This is a genomic window from Methylobacterium sp. M6A4_1b, from assembly GCF_053345175.1.
The window spans coordinates 1-14,362 of sequence record NZ_JBKEZQ010000046.1 but is presented as its reverse complement, the minus strand read 5'-3'; the positions used below and the strand labels follow the sequence as shown (position 1 = coordinate 14,362).

The 14,362-nt window shown below is 65.7% G+C and carries 17 protein-coding genes and 1 pseudogene; 14 read left to right on the top strand and 4 right to left on the bottom strand.

Translation table 11 applies throughout. The features are described from left to right. The first annotated feature begins 160 nt into the window (after positions 1 to 160). The 3 genes from ACLBWX_RS22140 to ACLBWX_RS22130 all read left to right on the top strand — a co-directional run bounded on the left by ACLBWX_RS22140 (position 161) and on the right by ACLBWX_RS22130 (position 4,302). Positions 161 to 2,521 (top strand): bifunctional diguanylate cyclase/phosphodiesterase, encoded by a 2,361-nt coding sequence (locus tag ACLBWX_RS22140; protein WP_447679110.1) that lies wholly within the window; start codon positions 161 to 163, stop codon positions 2,519 to 2,521. 212 nt (positions 2,522 to 2,733) lie between these two features. Beyond that, positions 2,734 to 3,873, top strand: a complete 1,140-nt coding sequence (locus tag ACLBWX_RS22135; protein ID WP_447679109.1) for a diguanylate cyclase domain-containing protein — start codon at positions 2,734 to 2,736, stop codon at positions 3,871 to 3,873. A gap of 117 nt (positions 3,874 to 3,990) precedes the next feature. After that, positions 3,991 to 4,302 (top strand): DUF6894 family protein, encoded by a 312-nt coding sequence (locus tag ACLBWX_RS22130; RefSeq protein ID WP_447679108.1) that lies wholly within the window; start codon positions 3,991 to 3,993, stop codon positions 4,300 to 4,302. 778 nt (positions 4,303 to 5,080) lie between these two features. Here ACLBWX_RS22130 and ACLBWX_RS22125 read toward each other — a convergent pair. Continuing rightward, positions 5,081 to 5,461 (bottom strand): hypothetical protein, encoded by a 381-nt coding sequence (locus ACLBWX_RS22125; RefSeq protein WP_447679107.1) that lies wholly within the window; start codon positions 5,459 to 5,461, stop codon positions 5,081 to 5,083. Positions 5,462 to 5,567: 106 nt separating this feature from the next. Between ACLBWX_RS22125 and ACLBWX_RS22120 the strand changes: the two genes are divergently transcribed. Further along, positions 5,568 to 5,891, top strand: coding sequence for a hypothetical protein (locus tag ACLBWX_RS22120; RefSeq protein WP_447679106.1), 324 nt, complete (start codon positions 5,568 to 5,570; stop codon positions 5,889 to 5,891). 58 nt (positions 5,892 to 5,949) lie between these two features. On the opposite strand, the gene ACLBWX_RS22115 is transcribed toward ACLBWX_RS22120, so the two are convergent. Beyond that, entirely contained in the window at positions 5,950 to 6,141 is a 192-nt protein-coding gene (locus ACLBWX_RS22115; RefSeq protein ID WP_447679105.1) for a hypothetical protein, read from the bottom strand. 140 nt (positions 6,142 to 6,281) lie between these two features. On the opposite strand from ACLBWX_RS22115, the gene ACLBWX_RS22110 reads away from it, so the two are divergent. The 7 genes from ACLBWX_RS22110 to ACLBWX_RS22080 all read left to right on the top strand — a co-directional run bounded on the left by ACLBWX_RS22110 (position 6,282) and on the right by ACLBWX_RS22080 (position 10,239). Further along, positions 6,282 to 6,716 carry a hypothetical protein gene (locus ACLBWX_RS22110; protein WP_447679104.1) on the top strand — a complete coding sequence of 145 codons (435 nt, stop codon included), beginning with the start codon at positions 6,282 to 6,284 and terminating at the stop codon, positions 6,714 to 6,716. 147 nt (positions 6,717 to 6,863) lie between these two features. Beyond that, positions 6,864 to 7,124 carry a hypothetical protein gene (locus tag ACLBWX_RS22105; protein ID WP_447679103.1) on the top strand — a complete coding sequence of 87 codons (261 nt, stop codon included), beginning with the start codon at positions 6,864 to 6,866 and terminating at the stop codon, positions 7,122 to 7,124. Positions 7,125 to 7,455: 331 nt separating this feature from the next. Beyond that, positions 7,456 to 7,668 carry a hypothetical protein gene (locus ACLBWX_RS22100; protein WP_447679102.1) on the top strand — a complete coding sequence of 71 codons (213 nt, stop codon included), beginning with the start codon at positions 7,456 to 7,458 and terminating at the stop codon, positions 7,666 to 7,668. A 388-nt stretch (positions 7,669 to 8,056) separates the two neighbouring features. Continuing rightward, a complete protein-coding gene (locus ACLBWX_RS22095; RefSeq protein ID WP_447679101.1) occupies positions 8,057 to 8,449 on the top strand; it encodes a hypothetical protein in 393 nt (130 codons plus the stop codon). A gap of 620 nt (positions 8,450 to 9,069) precedes the next feature. Continuing rightward, complete coding sequence (locus ACLBWX_RS22090; protein WP_447679100.1) at positions 9,070 to 9,411, top strand: hypothetical protein; 342 nt, start codon at positions 9,070 to 9,072, stop codon at positions 9,409 to 9,411. Between the two features lie 72 nt (positions 9,412 to 9,483). After that, positions 9,484 to 10,017, top strand: coding sequence for a DUF2059 domain-containing protein (locus ACLBWX_RS22085; RefSeq protein ID WP_447679099.1), 534 nt, complete (start codon positions 9,484 to 9,486; stop codon positions 10,015 to 10,017). 36 nt (positions 10,018 to 10,053) lie between these two features. Further along, entirely contained in the window at positions 10,054 to 10,239 is a 186-nt protein-coding gene (locus ACLBWX_RS22080; RefSeq protein WP_447679098.1) for a hypothetical protein, read from the top strand. Between the two features lie 475 nt (positions 10,240 to 10,714). Here ACLBWX_RS22080 and ACLBWX_RS22075 read toward each other — a convergent pair. Next, positions 10,715 to 11,599, bottom strand: a pseudogene (locus ACLBWX_RS22075) (outer membrane protein). Between the two features lie 533 nt (positions 11,600 to 12,132). Here ACLBWX_RS22075 and ACLBWX_RS22070 point away from each other — a divergent pair. After that, positions 12,133 to 12,456 carry a GCG_CRPN prefix-to-repeats domain-containing protein gene (locus tag ACLBWX_RS22070; protein ID WP_447679111.1) on the top strand — a complete coding sequence of 108 codons (324 nt, stop codon included), beginning with the start codon at positions 12,133 to 12,135 and terminating at the stop codon, positions 12,454 to 12,456. A gap of 5 nt (positions 12,457 to 12,461) precedes the next feature. Here the strand turns inward: ACLBWX_RS22070 and ACLBWX_RS22065 are convergent, their stop codons facing one another. Further along, positions 12,462 to 12,908 carry a hypothetical protein gene (locus ACLBWX_RS22065; RefSeq protein ID WP_447679097.1) on the bottom strand — a complete coding sequence of 149 codons (447 nt, stop codon included), beginning with the start codon at positions 12,906 to 12,908 and terminating at the stop codon, positions 12,462 to 12,464. 54 nt (positions 12,909 to 12,962) lie between these two features. Between ACLBWX_RS22065 and ACLBWX_RS22060 the strand changes: the two genes are divergently transcribed. Continuing rightward, positions 12,963 to 13,232: a hypothetical protein gene (locus tag ACLBWX_RS22060; RefSeq protein ID WP_447679096.1), complete on the top strand. Its 270-nt coding sequence runs from the start codon at positions 12,963 to 12,965 to the stop codon at positions 13,230 to 13,232. Positions 13,233 to 13,423: 191 nt separating this feature from the next. Continuing rightward, complete coding sequence (locus tag ACLBWX_RS22055; RefSeq protein ID WP_447676926.1) at positions 13,424 to 14,362, top strand: IS481 family transposase; 939 nt, start codon at positions 13,424 to 13,426, stop codon at positions 14,360 to 14,362.

The window sequence follows — 14,362 nt, the reverse complement described above, 5'->3', positions numbered from 1 at the left end:
CCATGGAGAATTTGGCCCATAGCGCTTCCCTCGCAACATGGTGCTCGACCGTATCACCACACCGCGGGATCAAACACCTAGGCGTTTGGTAGCAAAAATAACGCATCGTTCACCGAAGCCCTTGACGGAGACTCAAGGACTTCCGCGCTAAATCTGGCGCATGATGCTCACAGTCGCAACATTTCTGGACAGTCAGGCAGCCATCTCTGTCCTGGCGGCAGCGACGATCTGCGCCCTCAGTGCTTGGCTGACGGTGCACCTCTTGCGGAGGGCGGAGGCCGCACCCGCGGCACGGCGCACCCCGTGGCTGGTCGGCACGGCCTTCGCAGCGGGACTCGGCGTCTGGACGACGCACTTCATCGGAATGCTCGGGTACCGGACCGACATCGTCCTGAGCTATCACTACGGAACGACGGTGGCGTCGGCGCTGATCGCGGTTCTCGCGGTCGGTCTGCCCCTCGCGCTCTCCGTCCTGCCGGCGAGCCGCCCGTGCCGCGGCCTCTTCGGCGCGGTGTCCGGCCTCGGCATCGGCGCGATGCACATCACCGGCATGTCCGCCCTGGAGGGTTGCACGCAGAGCCAATCGGCCACGGCGAACATTCTGGCCTATCTGCTTGGAGCGATGGTGATGGCCGTCGCGAGCCTGCTTCCAGCCCGGCGCCCATTCGGTGCGGTCGCCTGTGCGCTCATCGTCCTCGCCGTGTGTGGAACCCACTTCACCTCCCTCGCCGGCACGATCGTGGAAGGGCAGCGTGTCGACGACCTCGCTTCGAACATCCAGGTGGCACTGGGGATCCTGACCGCGGGCGGCGCGGCGATCCTGATCACTGGCGCCTTCGTCGCATTGGCCGCGACCCAACGCTTCGAGGCGCGCGAGCAAGCGCATCTGAGCGTCCTGGCGACGGCGCTTCAGAACATGTCCAACGGCATCCTGAAGATCTCGTCAGGCGGAAGGATCGAGCTCTACAACCAGCGTCTCGTCAGCATGCTCGGCCTGACGCAGGACAGCCTGCGCCCCGGGATGCGACTCGGTGATTTCCTCAAGGCCACCGGTGAGGTCAACGGGTGGGACGCCGATCGCATCGGGCGTGTGATCGACAATCACTGGCTCTGGATGAGCAAGAGCGAGGAAACCCGCGTCGAACACCGGTTCGATGACGGCCGCATCCTGTCGATCGCCTGTCAGCCCGTCGCTGACGGCGCCGTCCTGACCTATGACGACGTGACCCGGGACCGGCGTGCGCAGGAGGAGATCTCGCAGCTCGCCTATCACGACCCGCTGACGGGCCTGTGCAACAGGCGCGCGCTCAACGAGCGGATGCTTGCCGATCACCACGAAACCGCACGATCCACACTTCTGCTGCTCGACCTCGACCGTTTCAAGTTCGTGAACGACACGTTCGGGCATTCCGCCGGGGATCAGCTTCTCGTGGCAGTCGCGACCCGGCTTCGCGCGGTGATCGGCGCCGATGGGTTCATCGCGCGGCACGGCGGCGACGAGCTGGCAATCCTGACCCTGCGCGATGCAGGATCGGCCAAGGCCCTGGCGGACCGGATCGTGGCGGAGATCGAGAAGCCGTACGCGCTCGAGAGCGTGACGGTGGTCATCGGCTGCAGCATCGGCGTGTGCAACCTTGAAGACAGCACCAGCCCCAGCGACCTGATGCAGCGCGCCGACATCGCTCTCTACGAAGCCAAACGCCGTGGCCGCGGGCTGGCCGTCAGCTACCAGCCCGGCATGATCGAAGCCATCGCCGAGCGCGGCCATCTCGAGAACGATCTGCGCGGGGCGCTCGCCCAGGGACAATTCCACCTCGTCTACCAGCCGATCATGTCCCTCGCGAGCGACAAGATCGTATCGTGCGAGGCCCTGATCCGATGGAACCACCCGAATCGGGGGCTGGTCTCGCCGGACGAGTTCATTCCCCTGGCCGAGGAGAATGGTCTCATCGTCCCGATCGGGCGGTGGGTGCTGGAGCAGGCCTGCCTCGAGGCGGTGAACTGGCCGGCCGAGCGGAACCTGGCCGTGAACGTCTCCGCGGTGCAGCTCCGCTCGCCCCGCCTGCTCTCGCACGTCGCCGAAGCCCTGGCCGGAAGCGGGCTGCCGGCGGACCGCCTCGAACTCGAGTTGACGGAGACGGCGCTCGTCGAGGATGGGCCGCAGATCGCCCACACCCTGGACGCGCTCCGCGGCCTCGGCATCAAGATCGCGATGGACGATTTCGGGACGGGCTACTCCTCCCTGGCCCACCTGCGTGACCTCCCCCTCGATCGGATCAAGATCGATCGCAGCTTCATCGCCGCGGCCCTGCACGACCGCCAGTCCCTGGCCGTCATCAAGGCCGTGACGCAGATGGGCCGGGACATGAACATCCCGACGCTGGCCGAGGGCGTGGAGAACCGCGAGCAGCTCAATCTCCTGCGCGCGATCGGGTGCGACGCGGTCCAGGGCTACCTGATCGGCCGCCCCGCCCGTCTCTTTGGGGGCGCCTTTCCAGAAAACGGCAGTCAGGCCGCGTAGCCGCGTCGGCGACCGCATCGATCCGGCCCGGCGGAGGCCGTCCGGCTTGCGGGCGAAAGCCCTTCGCGTGCTCCCAGGACGCGGCGGGATACGCGCGATGGTGTGAATGTTAACCCAATCCGGGCGATCGATCGGGACGAGGCAGGTGCCCGGCATCCTCTAGATCGTCAGGCGCCACGGGGGCCGTTCATCCACGGGTTCCAGGTGGTTCGATGCAGAACGATTCACGGCTGTTCAGCCTTCCTCGCTGGCGCGTGACGCGGTGGCTGACCGATGCCGGGCGCGACGTGCCGGAGGAGATCCGCACCGCCCTGATCGCGAGCCTGTTCGGGACGCTTCCGATCTTCGCCGGAGGCGTCCTGAATACCCTCGCGGTCTCGACGCTCCTCGCCTGCCGGATCCCCCAACCCTCCTTCCTGCTCTGGTGCGCACTGGAGTTCAGCATCTGCCTGGCCCGCCTCCTGGTGCTGGTGATCGCGCAGCGCGCCGCCGTCGCCCGGCGGAGGACCCCGACGGACCTCTACATCCTGCTCGGCCTCGCCTGGGCGGCGAGCGTCGGCTACGGGACCTTCATCAGCCTGGCCAGCGGGGACTGGGTCGCGGCGACGCTGGCGTGCCTCTCGGCGGCAGCGATGGTCGGGGGGATCTCGTTCCGCAATTTCGGAGCCCCACGGCTGGCGGGCGCGATGATCGTCCTGACCCTCGGCTCCTGCTGCCTGGCCGCGCCCTTCACCGGGGAGCCGCTCCTCCTCATCACATTCCTCCAGATCCCGTTCTATCTCGCCAGCATGAGCGCCGCCGGGTTTCGCCTGAACCGGATGCTGGTCGCCACCATGCAGGCCGAGCGCGACCAGGCGTTCCGGGCCCAGCACGACAGCCTGACCGGCCTGCTGAACAGGGCCGGCCTGGCCGAAGCGATCACCGCACGGCGCGATGGTCTCGCTGCCCTGCTCTACCTCGACCTCGATGGCTTCAAGGCCATCAACGACACCCATGGCCACGGTACGGGCGACCAGCTGCTTCAGGCCGTCGCGGAGCGCCTTCGGGAAGGCGCGCGCCCTCGGGACGTCGTCGCGCGCATTGGAGGCGACGAGTTCGTCGTCCTCACCGATATCCTCGCCCCCGCTGCCCTGATCGCCTTCAGCGAGCGGATCGTCTCGCAGATCTGCGTTCCCTTCACGTTGAGTCCCGATCGGACCGTGACGGTCGGCGTCAGCATCGGCATCGCGCTGGCCCCCGAACACGGCACCGACCTGACGAGCCTGCTCTCGGCCGCCGACCAGGCCCTCTACGCGGCGAAGGGAAGTGGCAAGAGCCGCAGCGCCCTCGCGGCGATCGGCGAGGCGGCCTGATCCGACGGAGGCGGAAGGCAGGGTGACAGCCGGTCAGATTGGCGCGACACTCGCGCCGTGAGGCCAGGGCGACCAACAGCCCGAACGCCTCGGGAGGGGGCAGGGGCGGAGCGCGCCATGCCGACATATTTCTTCGACGTCCAATCCCAGTCCGGTCTCGTGTGCTTGGACTATCAGGGGCTGGACTGCACCGATGATGAGGCCGCACTGACGCTGGCCCGTCATGGAGCGGGGTTCACCTCGCAAGGGGACTGCAGCCGCAATCCGCAGCTGACCAGCTACCGGTTCTCGGTGGCCGATGCCGAGCATCGGCATCTGTTCACGGTGCCGTTCACCGATCTGTTACCGGACGAGGATGGGCCGCCGCCGTCTCAGCGACGTCGGCCACGCTCAGCCAAGCATCGGCCGTCCACCAGCCGGCTCGCTTGACAGTCAGGGGACATCTCGGCGTTCCCGACGAGCATGAGGCGAGGCCTGCAACAGCGTGCCCAACTGAGGAGGCGAGACCGTGGATCGATCGTTACCGCAACAGCGCATCGGCCTTGCCCTTGCGGTCCCATGCCTGCTGTTGGCTTCGGCACTTGCAGGGCAAGCCGTCTGGGAGGCCCGACCGCTCCCTGCCTGTCTGGCAGGAGGTCTGGACCCCCTCCATCCGGCCCAGAAGTGTCGACGCATGACGATGCTGGATGGCGTTTCCATGAGCCCGGACGCTGCGAGATCGCCCCTTACGCTGGTCGAGCATGGCAGCGTCTCCGGAATGCCCGATCTTCGACCTGCCGGAATGGCCACGCTCGCGGCTCTGATCCTTTATCTGACCGGTTCGGGCGCGGGCCGGCTTTGGGGGCGTCACGTCCGACGGACATCACGGTGAGGCACGCTGCCACACGATAGCGCATCATCCCGCGCACGTGTCTCAGGCCCTGGTCATCATAGTCTCGTTTGCCTTCGGCGCAGCCGCACGCGTTGCGGCCACATGCCTGAAGGTGGCTTGCCTGAAGGTGGCGTGCGTCGTCAGGCGACCGAATCCCTGGTGGCAGCGGCAGGTTCCATCAGGTTCCTATGAGCGCACCGGCAGGAAACCAGAGCCGTCCGATCGTTCGATCGCTCGGGCTGTAGCCCGGCGCGCCATCGACATCATCGAACGACAGGGGCGCCTGTGTTCGATCGCGGGCTGATCCGCGCGTCTTCTCGACGAGCACGCCGGCTCCTACGCGATCGCCGCCCCGGCCTTTCCGAGCCCGACCCGGTCACCTGCAGCGTTCACGCGGCCGTGCCGCAGGATCTGCGCCTGCAGATCCTTGATGGTTTGGACCGCATGCGCCAGCGCCGTTGCGATGGCTCGCTTCGAACGTCCGTCATAGGGTCCGGTCCTGTCGCGATCGATCAGCTGCGCAGCACTCTCCAGCCGTTCGAGCACTGCCCGGCGGGCCTCCCAGATGCCACGGTCCTGTTCGAGGAATCGTAAGGCCCCATCGACCACGCGCATGACGTCATCCACGAATCCGGGAGTCTGGCTCTCAGGATCGCCGACATGTTCGCACGCGGCCGACAGCGCGCGATCGATGTCCGAACAAAGCTGTGTCGACACCCTGTTACCCTCTTGGTCGCTTCGCGGTGTAGAATTGAGACCTGAAGTGTAAATACATCAACCCCTTTACCGACTGGTAATTATCCTGGTCGATCCTGTCAGGGAGATGACGACTTCCGACTTCTTTCGCATTCTTGCGGCGGCTTTCGCGCTCGGCGGGATCATCACGATGATGATCCAGCCTGAGCCATCCTGGAAGGGCATCTCGAGCGGACTCTTCGGCCTAATGATGTTCGTCGGCTTTTCGGCGATCGCCTGGGTATTACCGACCGCCCGGGGAAAGACGAAAAACTACAGAACGCGGAACGATGATTTGAAGCCTGTTATGCCAACGCCAACCAAGACGCGGGAGTTGCTGCCTTCGCAGCTACCTGAGCTCAAAAAGCACATCAATCGCCGCCGATGGCGCGGAAAGTACCGAACCGAGTAGAGATCGTCGTCGCACGCCAAGGGGCTTCCGCGTTGCAGCCGGGCCTCGCCGAAGCACGTCAGTCCCACTCGATCTCCAAGGATCGCTCGAAGGCAGCGTCACCGAGTTCCTTGCCCTTGTGGTCGACGACCACGACGTCCCTGAAGCCCCGGCGCCGGAGTTCCCACGTCCTCTCCATCGCCTGCTCATCCGTGCCGCAGGCAAAGGTCATGCTCCTGCCGCTCGGATCGATCCCCTTCACTGTGAACACGTCACGCCCTCCATTTTCGGCCTAGATGTAGGGCTGGGAGGTCAAAGATCGTACCCCCCGGCCAGCTCGCGGGCGGGCAAGCAGGGTCGAACCTGATCCTTGAGCGAAGGCTTGCCCCCGGGGCATGGCCTTTTGCCGCCATGCCCATCCGGCGCGAGCACCGCTTCCTCTATCCGATCGACTGGCCCCAACTCTCGGCGGTCATCCGCTTCACGCGCGCCGGCGGCCGGTGTGAGGTTTGCGCTCGGCCGCATGGGCAAACCGTCCATCACCTCGGCGATGGCCGCTGGTGGGACGGAGAGGCGAGATCCTGGCGTGATGGAACCGGGCGCTTCGTCTGCCTCGCGGTCGGGGCAGACGACGTGCTCGGAACCGTCCGAACGACCCGTGTGGTCCTCGCCACCGCCCATCGCGATCACGACACGGCGAACAACGCAGGCAAGAACCTCGCGGCCTTCTGTCAGCGCTGCCACATGAACCACGATCGGCCCGAACATCGGCGCCGACGCTGGTATACCATGTTCAGACGCAAAGCTTTAGGCGACCTCTTCCACGGTCCGTACCGGAATAGCTGAGATTGGATGCGCGGCGTTCGGCATTAATCCCGCGCCGCACGTGTTCTCTGGCACGTCAAAAATGGAAATCGCTGCCTATCTTGGCTTCAGACAGAGAGAAACGAACCGGAAATCTGGTTCGTACTGTTAAGGAGCTCGTAAGCTTTAATGAAGACCCGTATCGCCGCCCTCGCCACTGCACTTTTCCTTGGCGTTGCTCCGATCTCGTCCGCAATGGCCTATGACAGCCCCTCCCGCTACACGTCGTTCGCGCCCTACGATGTCGAGACCACGGGCTCGGTCAACGATGTGCGCCGTCCTCCCGCCTATTTGGGTTGCCCGATGAGCTCGGCTGCAGAGGGCAACGCCAACCAGCAGAACTTCCCCACGCAGCAGTACGGCCAGACCTCAGGCGGAAACCGCTGCTGATCGGAGGAGACCCTCGGATGCTTCTGAAAGGCTTCTCCTACGCGATGATCGCCGCCTTCGTGGGTGGCCTTGCCTTCACCGTCGTCGGCTCGGCCAACGCCTTCCTGAACCTGTAAGGGCTCGGACGCCCTGATCCGAGGTCCGAGACCCGCCCGGCCGCCGGCCGCGGCGGGTCTTTCATTGCGCTTGACAGGTTTTCGCGCGCCAGCGTCACGCACCTCCCGGCAAGGAATTTCTGACGCCTGTCCCCAGTCTGCACAGGGTATCCACAAAGCGTTTGACCCGGTTTGGCTCAGCGTGTTCCTGGTTTGTACCCAAGAGGACCAGGACGATGACCGCAGCGCAGATCGCCGAGATGGCGTCCATGAGCGAGACCGAGATGATCGCCCTGGCCTACGAGGAAGCGGCCGGCGGTGACACGTGCCGTGCCCTGCTGCAGGCCATCGAAGACATCCTGAGCCTCGAGGCGAAGCTTGCGACGGCTCAACAACGGATCTCCTACGGTTATGTCCGCGGTGCCTTACCGGCCGATCGAGATGCCTGACCGTGGAGCGCCTGTGCGACGTCCGCGCGGACCGCATCGTCGTCACGTGCAGTCCCTGCGGCCGGCGCGGATGCTACGGAGTCGAGCGGCTGCGCCAGCGCTTCGGGGCGCAAGCTTCGATGCTGGAGGTATACTTGGCCCTCACGCAAACCTGCCGCTTTCAACGCGAGGTGGAAAGCCGGGCGCCCAACATCTATGGCCTGACGTGCCGCGCCAAGCTCGACACGACGGGGGGCCCGACGCGGGCGGGACTGCCGTCGAGGACCTGAGCCATGCGCGATCTCTCACGGTTGGCTCTGCCCAGGCCGAAACTCGGCGCCTCCGTCGGGGTCTCGGTGGATCGGGCGGGCAACTTGCCGCCGCGGCCGGGAATCCTCTCCGACAGCCCATGCCGATCAAGCACGGAGCCGAGGACGGCGCGCACATCCGCGAGATGTTCCACGCGGCGACCCCGAACCCGAAGCAGTCCGGCGAGCCCCGGCCCCAACGTCGCAACGCGAAGAGCCCGCACCGGTGGCCCTGGACGGGCCTGCGCGGCACGATGGCCGACGACTCCGACCGCGCGGAAACGGATCATCGCCTATCCTCGTTCCTGACCTGCGAGGCCAACAGCATCATTGGTTCGATCCACCCGAAGGCCATTCCAGTTCTGCGGACGACGCCGGAGGCCACGCAGCGCGGGGCTCGCGACATCGACGGGGAGCGCGCTCGAGCTGCGGCGCGCCTGACCGGATGCGATGCCGTGGATCGTGGCGACGGGATCGCGAAAAGATCCTTCTGAGTGACGAAGTCTCGGGTTTCGCCGGTTCTCCCGCTATTCTTTTGGCTCGGTGTCCTCGACGCTCGGTCCCAATGCTCCGCCTCGCGGAAGAGTGCGCGGCTCATGCAGATTTCCGCCTGTCGAACCGGATCTGAAGACTACCATGGTGCTGCGGATCGTTTCGCGCCGCTCCTGTTCCCGTAGCTGATCCCGCCCGGGAGACAATGGGCGCCAAGGAGCGGAAGGAGCACCTAATCGGATGGCGCCAGGCAGGCTGAACAACCAGACTGCGAGTAACATCCACGGAACGACGAAGACAATGAACGCGGTCAGACCCATGACGACCCTCCTGCCAAGTGCGGGGATCGTAAGTGAACGCCGTCCGAGTCTTCTTTGATCCCCAAAGATTGGCGATCCTCAGGATTGTCCGGTATCCGCCGTTCCGTCCGTCAAGGCTTGCGCGGAGATCGGCTTTGTGCCGGGGCGGTCCGTCATCCCAACCCAGCGCCTGCCGGCCTGTGCGGCCAAACCTCATGGGGTAGGCTCGCTGCACAGGTGGACCATCTCGGCAAGCCACCTTTCGGCGCTCAGTTCTGGGAGACGGGCCGAGGCGGCAACCCCACTGCAACTCGGCGCGAGCCATGACGCGGATTGAGCTTGGCGTCGGCTACTTCCTCGCTCATGAGCCTCCGGAGGGTGACGGAAAGCGGGAGGAGTCCGACATGACGGGCGAAGCGAAGCGCCCTCGGTCGCGCGTGGCTCTGGCACTGACCGTGGCCTTCGCGATCGTCATCGCGGGTTTCAGGACGATCGGCTGGCGCTGGTACAGCTACGTGACGGCCGGTGCCTCGCCCTATGATGAAGTCGGTATCGAGGTGAACCGGCGCCTGCCCGAATCCCTGCGTTTATGGTGCTGCGAGCGCATCAAGGATAGGTTTCCCCGTGCAGTGCCACCCTACGGCTGCCAGCCTGGGCAGATCTGACATGGAAGTGTGTTAGCAGCACCTGTGAGCCGCGTCGCTTTGGATCGCGCGGCACCGATGATCGGAGCAGACATGCGTATCTCCCGACTTCTTGCCAGCCTCTGCCTCGGTGTCGTCTTGCCTTGCGCAGCGATGGCTCAACCTGCGCCTACCGCACCGACCGCCGTATCCGACCCGGCCACCTTGAAGGCGGCCCGAGAGGTGGTCATGCAGATGCAGGGTGATCGCACGGCCCTGTTGAGCGCGATCGCTGCGCCGATGGTCGGGATGATGCAGCAGATCGGAATCAAGCAGCAGGATCAGGCCCAGGTCCTCGTGCAGGAGGTCGTGATGCCGACCCTGACCGCGCATTACGATGAGCTCCTCGACATCCAGGCTCGGAGCTTCGCCTCAGCGCTCGGGAAGGACGACCTGCAGGCGATCGCCGCCTTCTATGCGACACCGGCCGGCAAGCGGCTCGTCACGGCGCAGCCGCAGCTTGCCCAAGCGCAACTGGCCGGAACACAGCAGTGGATGCAGTCCGTGATGCCCGAGATGCAGGGCAAGCTGGCGAAGGCAATCCAGGCACACGGCTGGACCACGAATGGCCAACCAAAGGCACGCTGAAACCGTTGGTCGTCGGGCTCGAAGAGGAACACCAGCATGACGAGCGATGACAGCGGCGCTCAAGATCGTCGCGAGACGAAAGCCGCCAAGCATTTGGAAAAGGCGCGTGCCGGAGGCGAGGCCCGCGCCGATTACGACGCGACCCAGCAGGCCGTCGAGGACAAGACAGTGCGTCTCAAAGCCCTTCGGCTGGCAAAGGAGAACGCCGACAAAGGCTTGTAGCGCCTCTCCCCTCCGTGAGCCGTGGTGACAGCGGAGGTTCGCCTTGCGGCGGCAGGTCCACAATGACACCGAGGTCCAGCCGCACACCACCGCATGGACCTGGGGTCGATCGAGCCCGTCGCTTCTGGCGTGTTCCGGTCCGGAGCGACGACGGCCTGCTGATGTGCTCGGTTCGCATCGACCGATGCACGAGCCGACGGGGCCGCCCAATACCATATCGGGGAGCCACGGCATCGGCCGGCCGGTCTACCTCACAGAGCGCTTGGTCATGCGGCCGAGCGTGTGACGTTCTCGGTTTGCGGGAACCTGATGGGGTCGGTTCGGCTGATTCCCGCTCCTGGTCCGCGTCGCCACGGCTCGAGGTGCAGCCACATGAAAGCGCCCCGAGGATTTCTCCTCGAGGCGCGTTACGACGAAAGCGGCCAGGTGATCGGGGCTGGGGACGCTTAGGCCGAACCTAAAAGTCCCGTCGATCCTAGTAGGAGCCGAACTTGTAGTTCAGGCCGGCGCGGACGACGGCGAACTCGGTGTTGCGCACCTAGGTGCCGCCGCTGGCGAGCACGACGCCCGGGCTGGTGGTGGTGATCACGGTGCCGACGTTGTTGACGGCGAAGGCGCCGTTGTTGCGGTTGCCCTGGTCGAGGTTCACGTACAGACCTTCGATCTTCAGCGTAACGGCCGAGGACTTGAAGAAGTTCAGGAACGAGTCGGTGGGGAGCGCGTACTCGACGCCGCCGCCGGCAGCCCAGCCGGTCTGGAAGTCGTCGCGGCTGGAATTGGTCAGACCGAAGTCGCGACCGCCGCCCGAACCGTAGGCGAAGCCGCCGGTGCCGTACACGAGGGTGCGGTCGAAGGCGTAGCCGAGGCGGCCGCGCACGGTGCCGAAGTAGTCGAGGCCCGAGACGCCGGCCGGGTTGAAGACCTGCTGGGCGGCCGGTCCAGCGATACCAGCCGGGTTGCTGATGAAGCTGTTGCGGTTCCGGTCACGCCCGAAATCGACGTACTGGGCGTCGGCCTCGACGCCGATCACGAAACCGGAGCCCGGGGTGAACTGGTAGTTGTAGCCGATCTGACCACCGCCGACGAAGCCGTCGTTGCTGCTGCCGTTGTTGAAGGCGAGCACGCCCGTGGTGTTGGCCGGCAGCAGGGTGCTGGCGCTGTTGAGGCCGATGACGGTCGGCTGGCTGTTGCTGGAGGCATCGAAGCCGTAACCGGCGTTGAAACCAGCGTAGAAGCCGGTCCAGGTGAACACCGGCACCGGCACGAACACCGGGGGAGCCGCGCGGCGCGGAAGATCGGCGGCTGAGGCGGCACCGGCGAGGAGAGCCGTCGCGGCGCTGGCAAGGATGAGCTTCTTGATCATGTTCGGTCTGCCTGGGAACTCGTGGTCCGGTATGGGCAGACCTTACAGAAAGGGCAGACCTGAGCACTATTGCAGACGTGCAACACTCAGATCAGCTTGATGAAGCTCCAGATCCTCTAAGAATGTATTATCGTTTTACTAACCATATGATTTGCGGACCTCATAACTCGCGAATGACCCATTGGTTCCAGGAAAATCGCAGTTGGGCCGAGCGGCTGCAGACGGCTCTCAGCTAACTGGCGCGGGCTCGCGACCGCATCGTGCGAGACGCTCGGGCGTGGCCTCCGGTTGGCGGGCGATCGTCGCGGGAATGGTGCGAGCCAGACCAATCGGTGTTCCTCGCATTCTCTGGGATGCCCGCGATGTCGGCCTCACATGCTTGGCGCACGAGAATACCTGCCCATCACGGCCTGCGACTGCCTGAACGGAACGCGGTGGAAGGCGTCAGGAGCGGTTCAGCCGGTCAGGCGCAGCCTCCAATTTCGCCGGTCGGGATCGAGTTGAGATCGGGCGCCAAAGAGGTTCAGGTGATGGTACGCGTGAAGATTTTCGGGATAGCCGCCGTGATGGCCGCCGGGCTTGGTCTGACGACCTCCGCGCATGCCGCCCCCCTCTCGTTCGATCCTTCCCAGGAGGTTCGTGGTGAGGCCGTGATCGAGTTCGTGGCCGGCGGCTGCGGACCCGGCTTCCATCCAAATCCGTGGGGCCGTTGCCGCCCGAATGACCGCGGCTACGGCTACGGTGGTTACGGTGGGCCTCGCCGTTTCTACGAGGGACGGGCCTACGGCTTCGGCGATGGGCGCCGCGGCGGCTACGATTACGACCGTCCGCGACGGTTCTACGACGGATACTGAGCACGTCACGACTGGCGCCCCTCAGGCCGCCAGTCGTGCAGGCCGGCCCAGGCCTGACCGATGATGCGTTCTCGCCGCTCCGCGCGATCCTGAGCGGCATCGGCGACGATCCGCAACGCCGACTCCATGGCGTCGCGCCCGCCTGCCGCCGAGGCTTCCTCACCCTTCCGGCGGATCGCGGCCTGGAAAGCTTTCACCGCGGGCCCGGCCGTCGGCCCATTCTCGACGGCCGAAACGAGGCTCAGCAGCGCCTCGGCGATCGGCACGATGGCCTGCTGCCAGGGCGGCGTGGAGAGGTTTTCCGGAGCATGGGGCGCAGCGGAGGAGAGCATGGTCGTTCGTGGACGGATCATGGCGTCGGACTCCTGCTCACAAAACTTCGGTTCGCTGAGAGAGTGCCAAATAGCACAGCGTTCCAGCCAAGGCAGGCCTAGATCAACGTCACCGAACAAGTCACGGCCCACCGCCATTCGACGGAGACCGCGCAAACCCAAGTGGATTGTGCCATGAACACTCGTCTTTCTTCTGCGATTGCTGCCTTTGCACTGAGCGCCAGCGCAATTGCTTCGCCCGCTCTTGCGCAAAGCTACACTGCTCCCGCTGGCGTCGCCGCAGTGACGGCGCCGGGGGGCCTCGAGGGCCGTTCCTACGACGACATCACCACCGGCTCCATAGCCCATGGCCGGCGCCATGATTCGGCTCAGGAAGGCAACGCCAACCAGCCGAACTTCGTAGTTCAGCAATACGGCCAGACCTCGGGTGGCCCGCGGCGCTGAGGCTTCGAGCCGTTGAAACGACCGGCGGCGGGGCGAAAGCCTCGCCGCTTTCATATGCGGGGTCATGATTTTTGCCGGACATGACACGATGCGCATAGCGCCTAGCTGTCGAAGCTATGAAGGTTGTTCACCCGAGGCGGGGGTGAGAGGCTGGGGTTGCGAAGCCGACCAACCCTGACCGAGCGCCCCGGATGAACACGCATCAGCATGCCCGCATGACGGTCCATGGTCGAGCCCTCCTGGTGAACCGGATCCTGGTCGAAGGCTGGCGCGTGGCCGAGGCGGCGCAGGCCGCCGGCCTCAGCGAGCGCTCAGCCTACAAGTGGCTGGCCCGCTTTCGGGCGGGTGGCGCGGGGGCGCTTCGCGACAGAAGCTCGGCGCCCCTCCGACCGAAGGTGCGTGTCACGCCCGTGATCCGCACGCAGGTCGAGGCTCTGCGGCGCACGCGGCTGACGGGTCAGGTCATCGCCGAGCGCCTGGCCCTGCCACGTTCCACCGTCGGCCGAGTCCTGCGCGGCCTGGGCCTCGGCCGTCTCAGCGCGCTCGAAGCCCGACCGCCGGTCATCCGCTACCAGCGCGAGAGGCCGGGCGAACTCATCCACATCGACACGAAGAAGCTCGGCCGGATCGAGGGCGTCGGTCACCGCATCACCGGCAACCGGCGCGATGGCCGGCGCGGCATCGGTTGGGAGGCCCTGCATGTCGCCATCGACGACGCCTCGCGTCTTGCCTACACGGCGGTCCTGCCCGACGAGACCAAGCAGAGCGCGCTGACCTTCATGAACGAGGCGCTGGCGTTCTTTGCCCGGCACGGCGTCACCGTCGAGCGCGTGATGAGCGACAACGGCTCGGCCTACCGCAGCCATGCCTTCCGCGATCTGCTCGCCGAGGCCGGCCTGCGCCACGTTCGGACGCGGCCCTACACGCCGCGCACCAACGGCAAGGCCGAGCGCTTCATCCAGACCTCGCTGCGCGAATGGATCTACGCCGAGCCCTACGCCTCGTCCGCCGAGCGGATACGCGCCATGAGCCCCGGGATCGACCACTACAACACCAGCCGAACCCACTCCGCCCTCAGCCGACAGACACCCTGGCAAAGGCTGAACAACCTTCTGGGCAACGACACCTAG

Excerpts from the sequence above, each read along its gene's own strand:
- ACLBWX_RS22140 (WP_447679110.1), top strand. The coding sequence starts at position 161 with ATGATGCTCACAGTCGCAACATTTCTGGACAGTCAGGCAGCCATCTCT.
- ACLBWX_RS22135 (WP_447679109.1), top strand. The coding sequence starts at position 2,734 with ATGCAGAACGATTCACGGCTGTTCAGCCTTCCTCGCTGGCGCGTGACG.
- ACLBWX_RS22130 (WP_447679108.1), top strand. The coding sequence starts at position 3,991 with ATGCCGACATATTTCTTCGACGTCCAATCCCAGTCCGGTCTCGTGTGC.
- ACLBWX_RS22120 (WP_447679106.1), top strand. The coding sequence starts at position 5,568 with ATGACGACTTCCGACTTCTTTCGCATTCTTGCGGCGGCTTTCGCGCTC.
- ACLBWX_RS22110 (WP_447679104.1), top strand. The coding sequence starts at position 6,282 with ATGCCCATCCGGCGCGAGCACCGCTTCCTCTATCCGATCGACTGGCCC.
- ACLBWX_RS22105 (WP_447679103.1), top strand. The coding sequence starts at position 6,864 with ATGAAGACCCGTATCGCCGCCCTCGCCACTGCACTTTTCCTTGGCGTT.
- ACLBWX_RS22100 (WP_447679102.1), top strand. The coding sequence starts at position 7,456 with ATGACCGCAGCGCAGATCGCCGAGATGGCGTCCATGAGCGAGACCGAG.
- ACLBWX_RS22095 (WP_447679101.1), top strand. The coding sequence starts at position 8,057 with ATGCCGATCAAGCACGGAGCCGAGGACGGCGCGCACATCCGCGAGATG.
- ACLBWX_RS22090 (WP_447679100.1), top strand. The coding sequence starts at position 9,070 with ATGACGCGGATTGAGCTTGGCGTCGGCTACTTCCTCGCTCATGAGCCT.
- ACLBWX_RS22085 (WP_447679099.1), top strand. The coding sequence starts at position 9,484 with ATGCGTATCTCCCGACTTCTTGCCAGCCTCTGCCTCGGTGTCGTCTTG.
- ACLBWX_RS22080 (WP_447679098.1), top strand. The coding sequence starts at position 10,054 with ATGACGAGCGATGACAGCGGCGCTCAAGATCGTCGCGAGACGAAAGCC.
- ACLBWX_RS22070 (WP_447679111.1), top strand. The coding sequence starts at position 12,133 with ATGGTACGCGTGAAGATTTTCGGGATAGCCGCCGTGATGGCCGCCGGG.
- ACLBWX_RS22060 (WP_447679096.1), top strand. The coding sequence starts at position 12,963 with ATGAACACTCGTCTTTCTTCTGCGATTGCTGCCTTTGCACTGAGCGCC.
- ACLBWX_RS22055 (WP_447676926.1), top strand. The coding sequence starts at position 13,424 with ATGAACACGCATCAGCATGCCCGCATGACGGTCCATGGTCGAGCCCTC.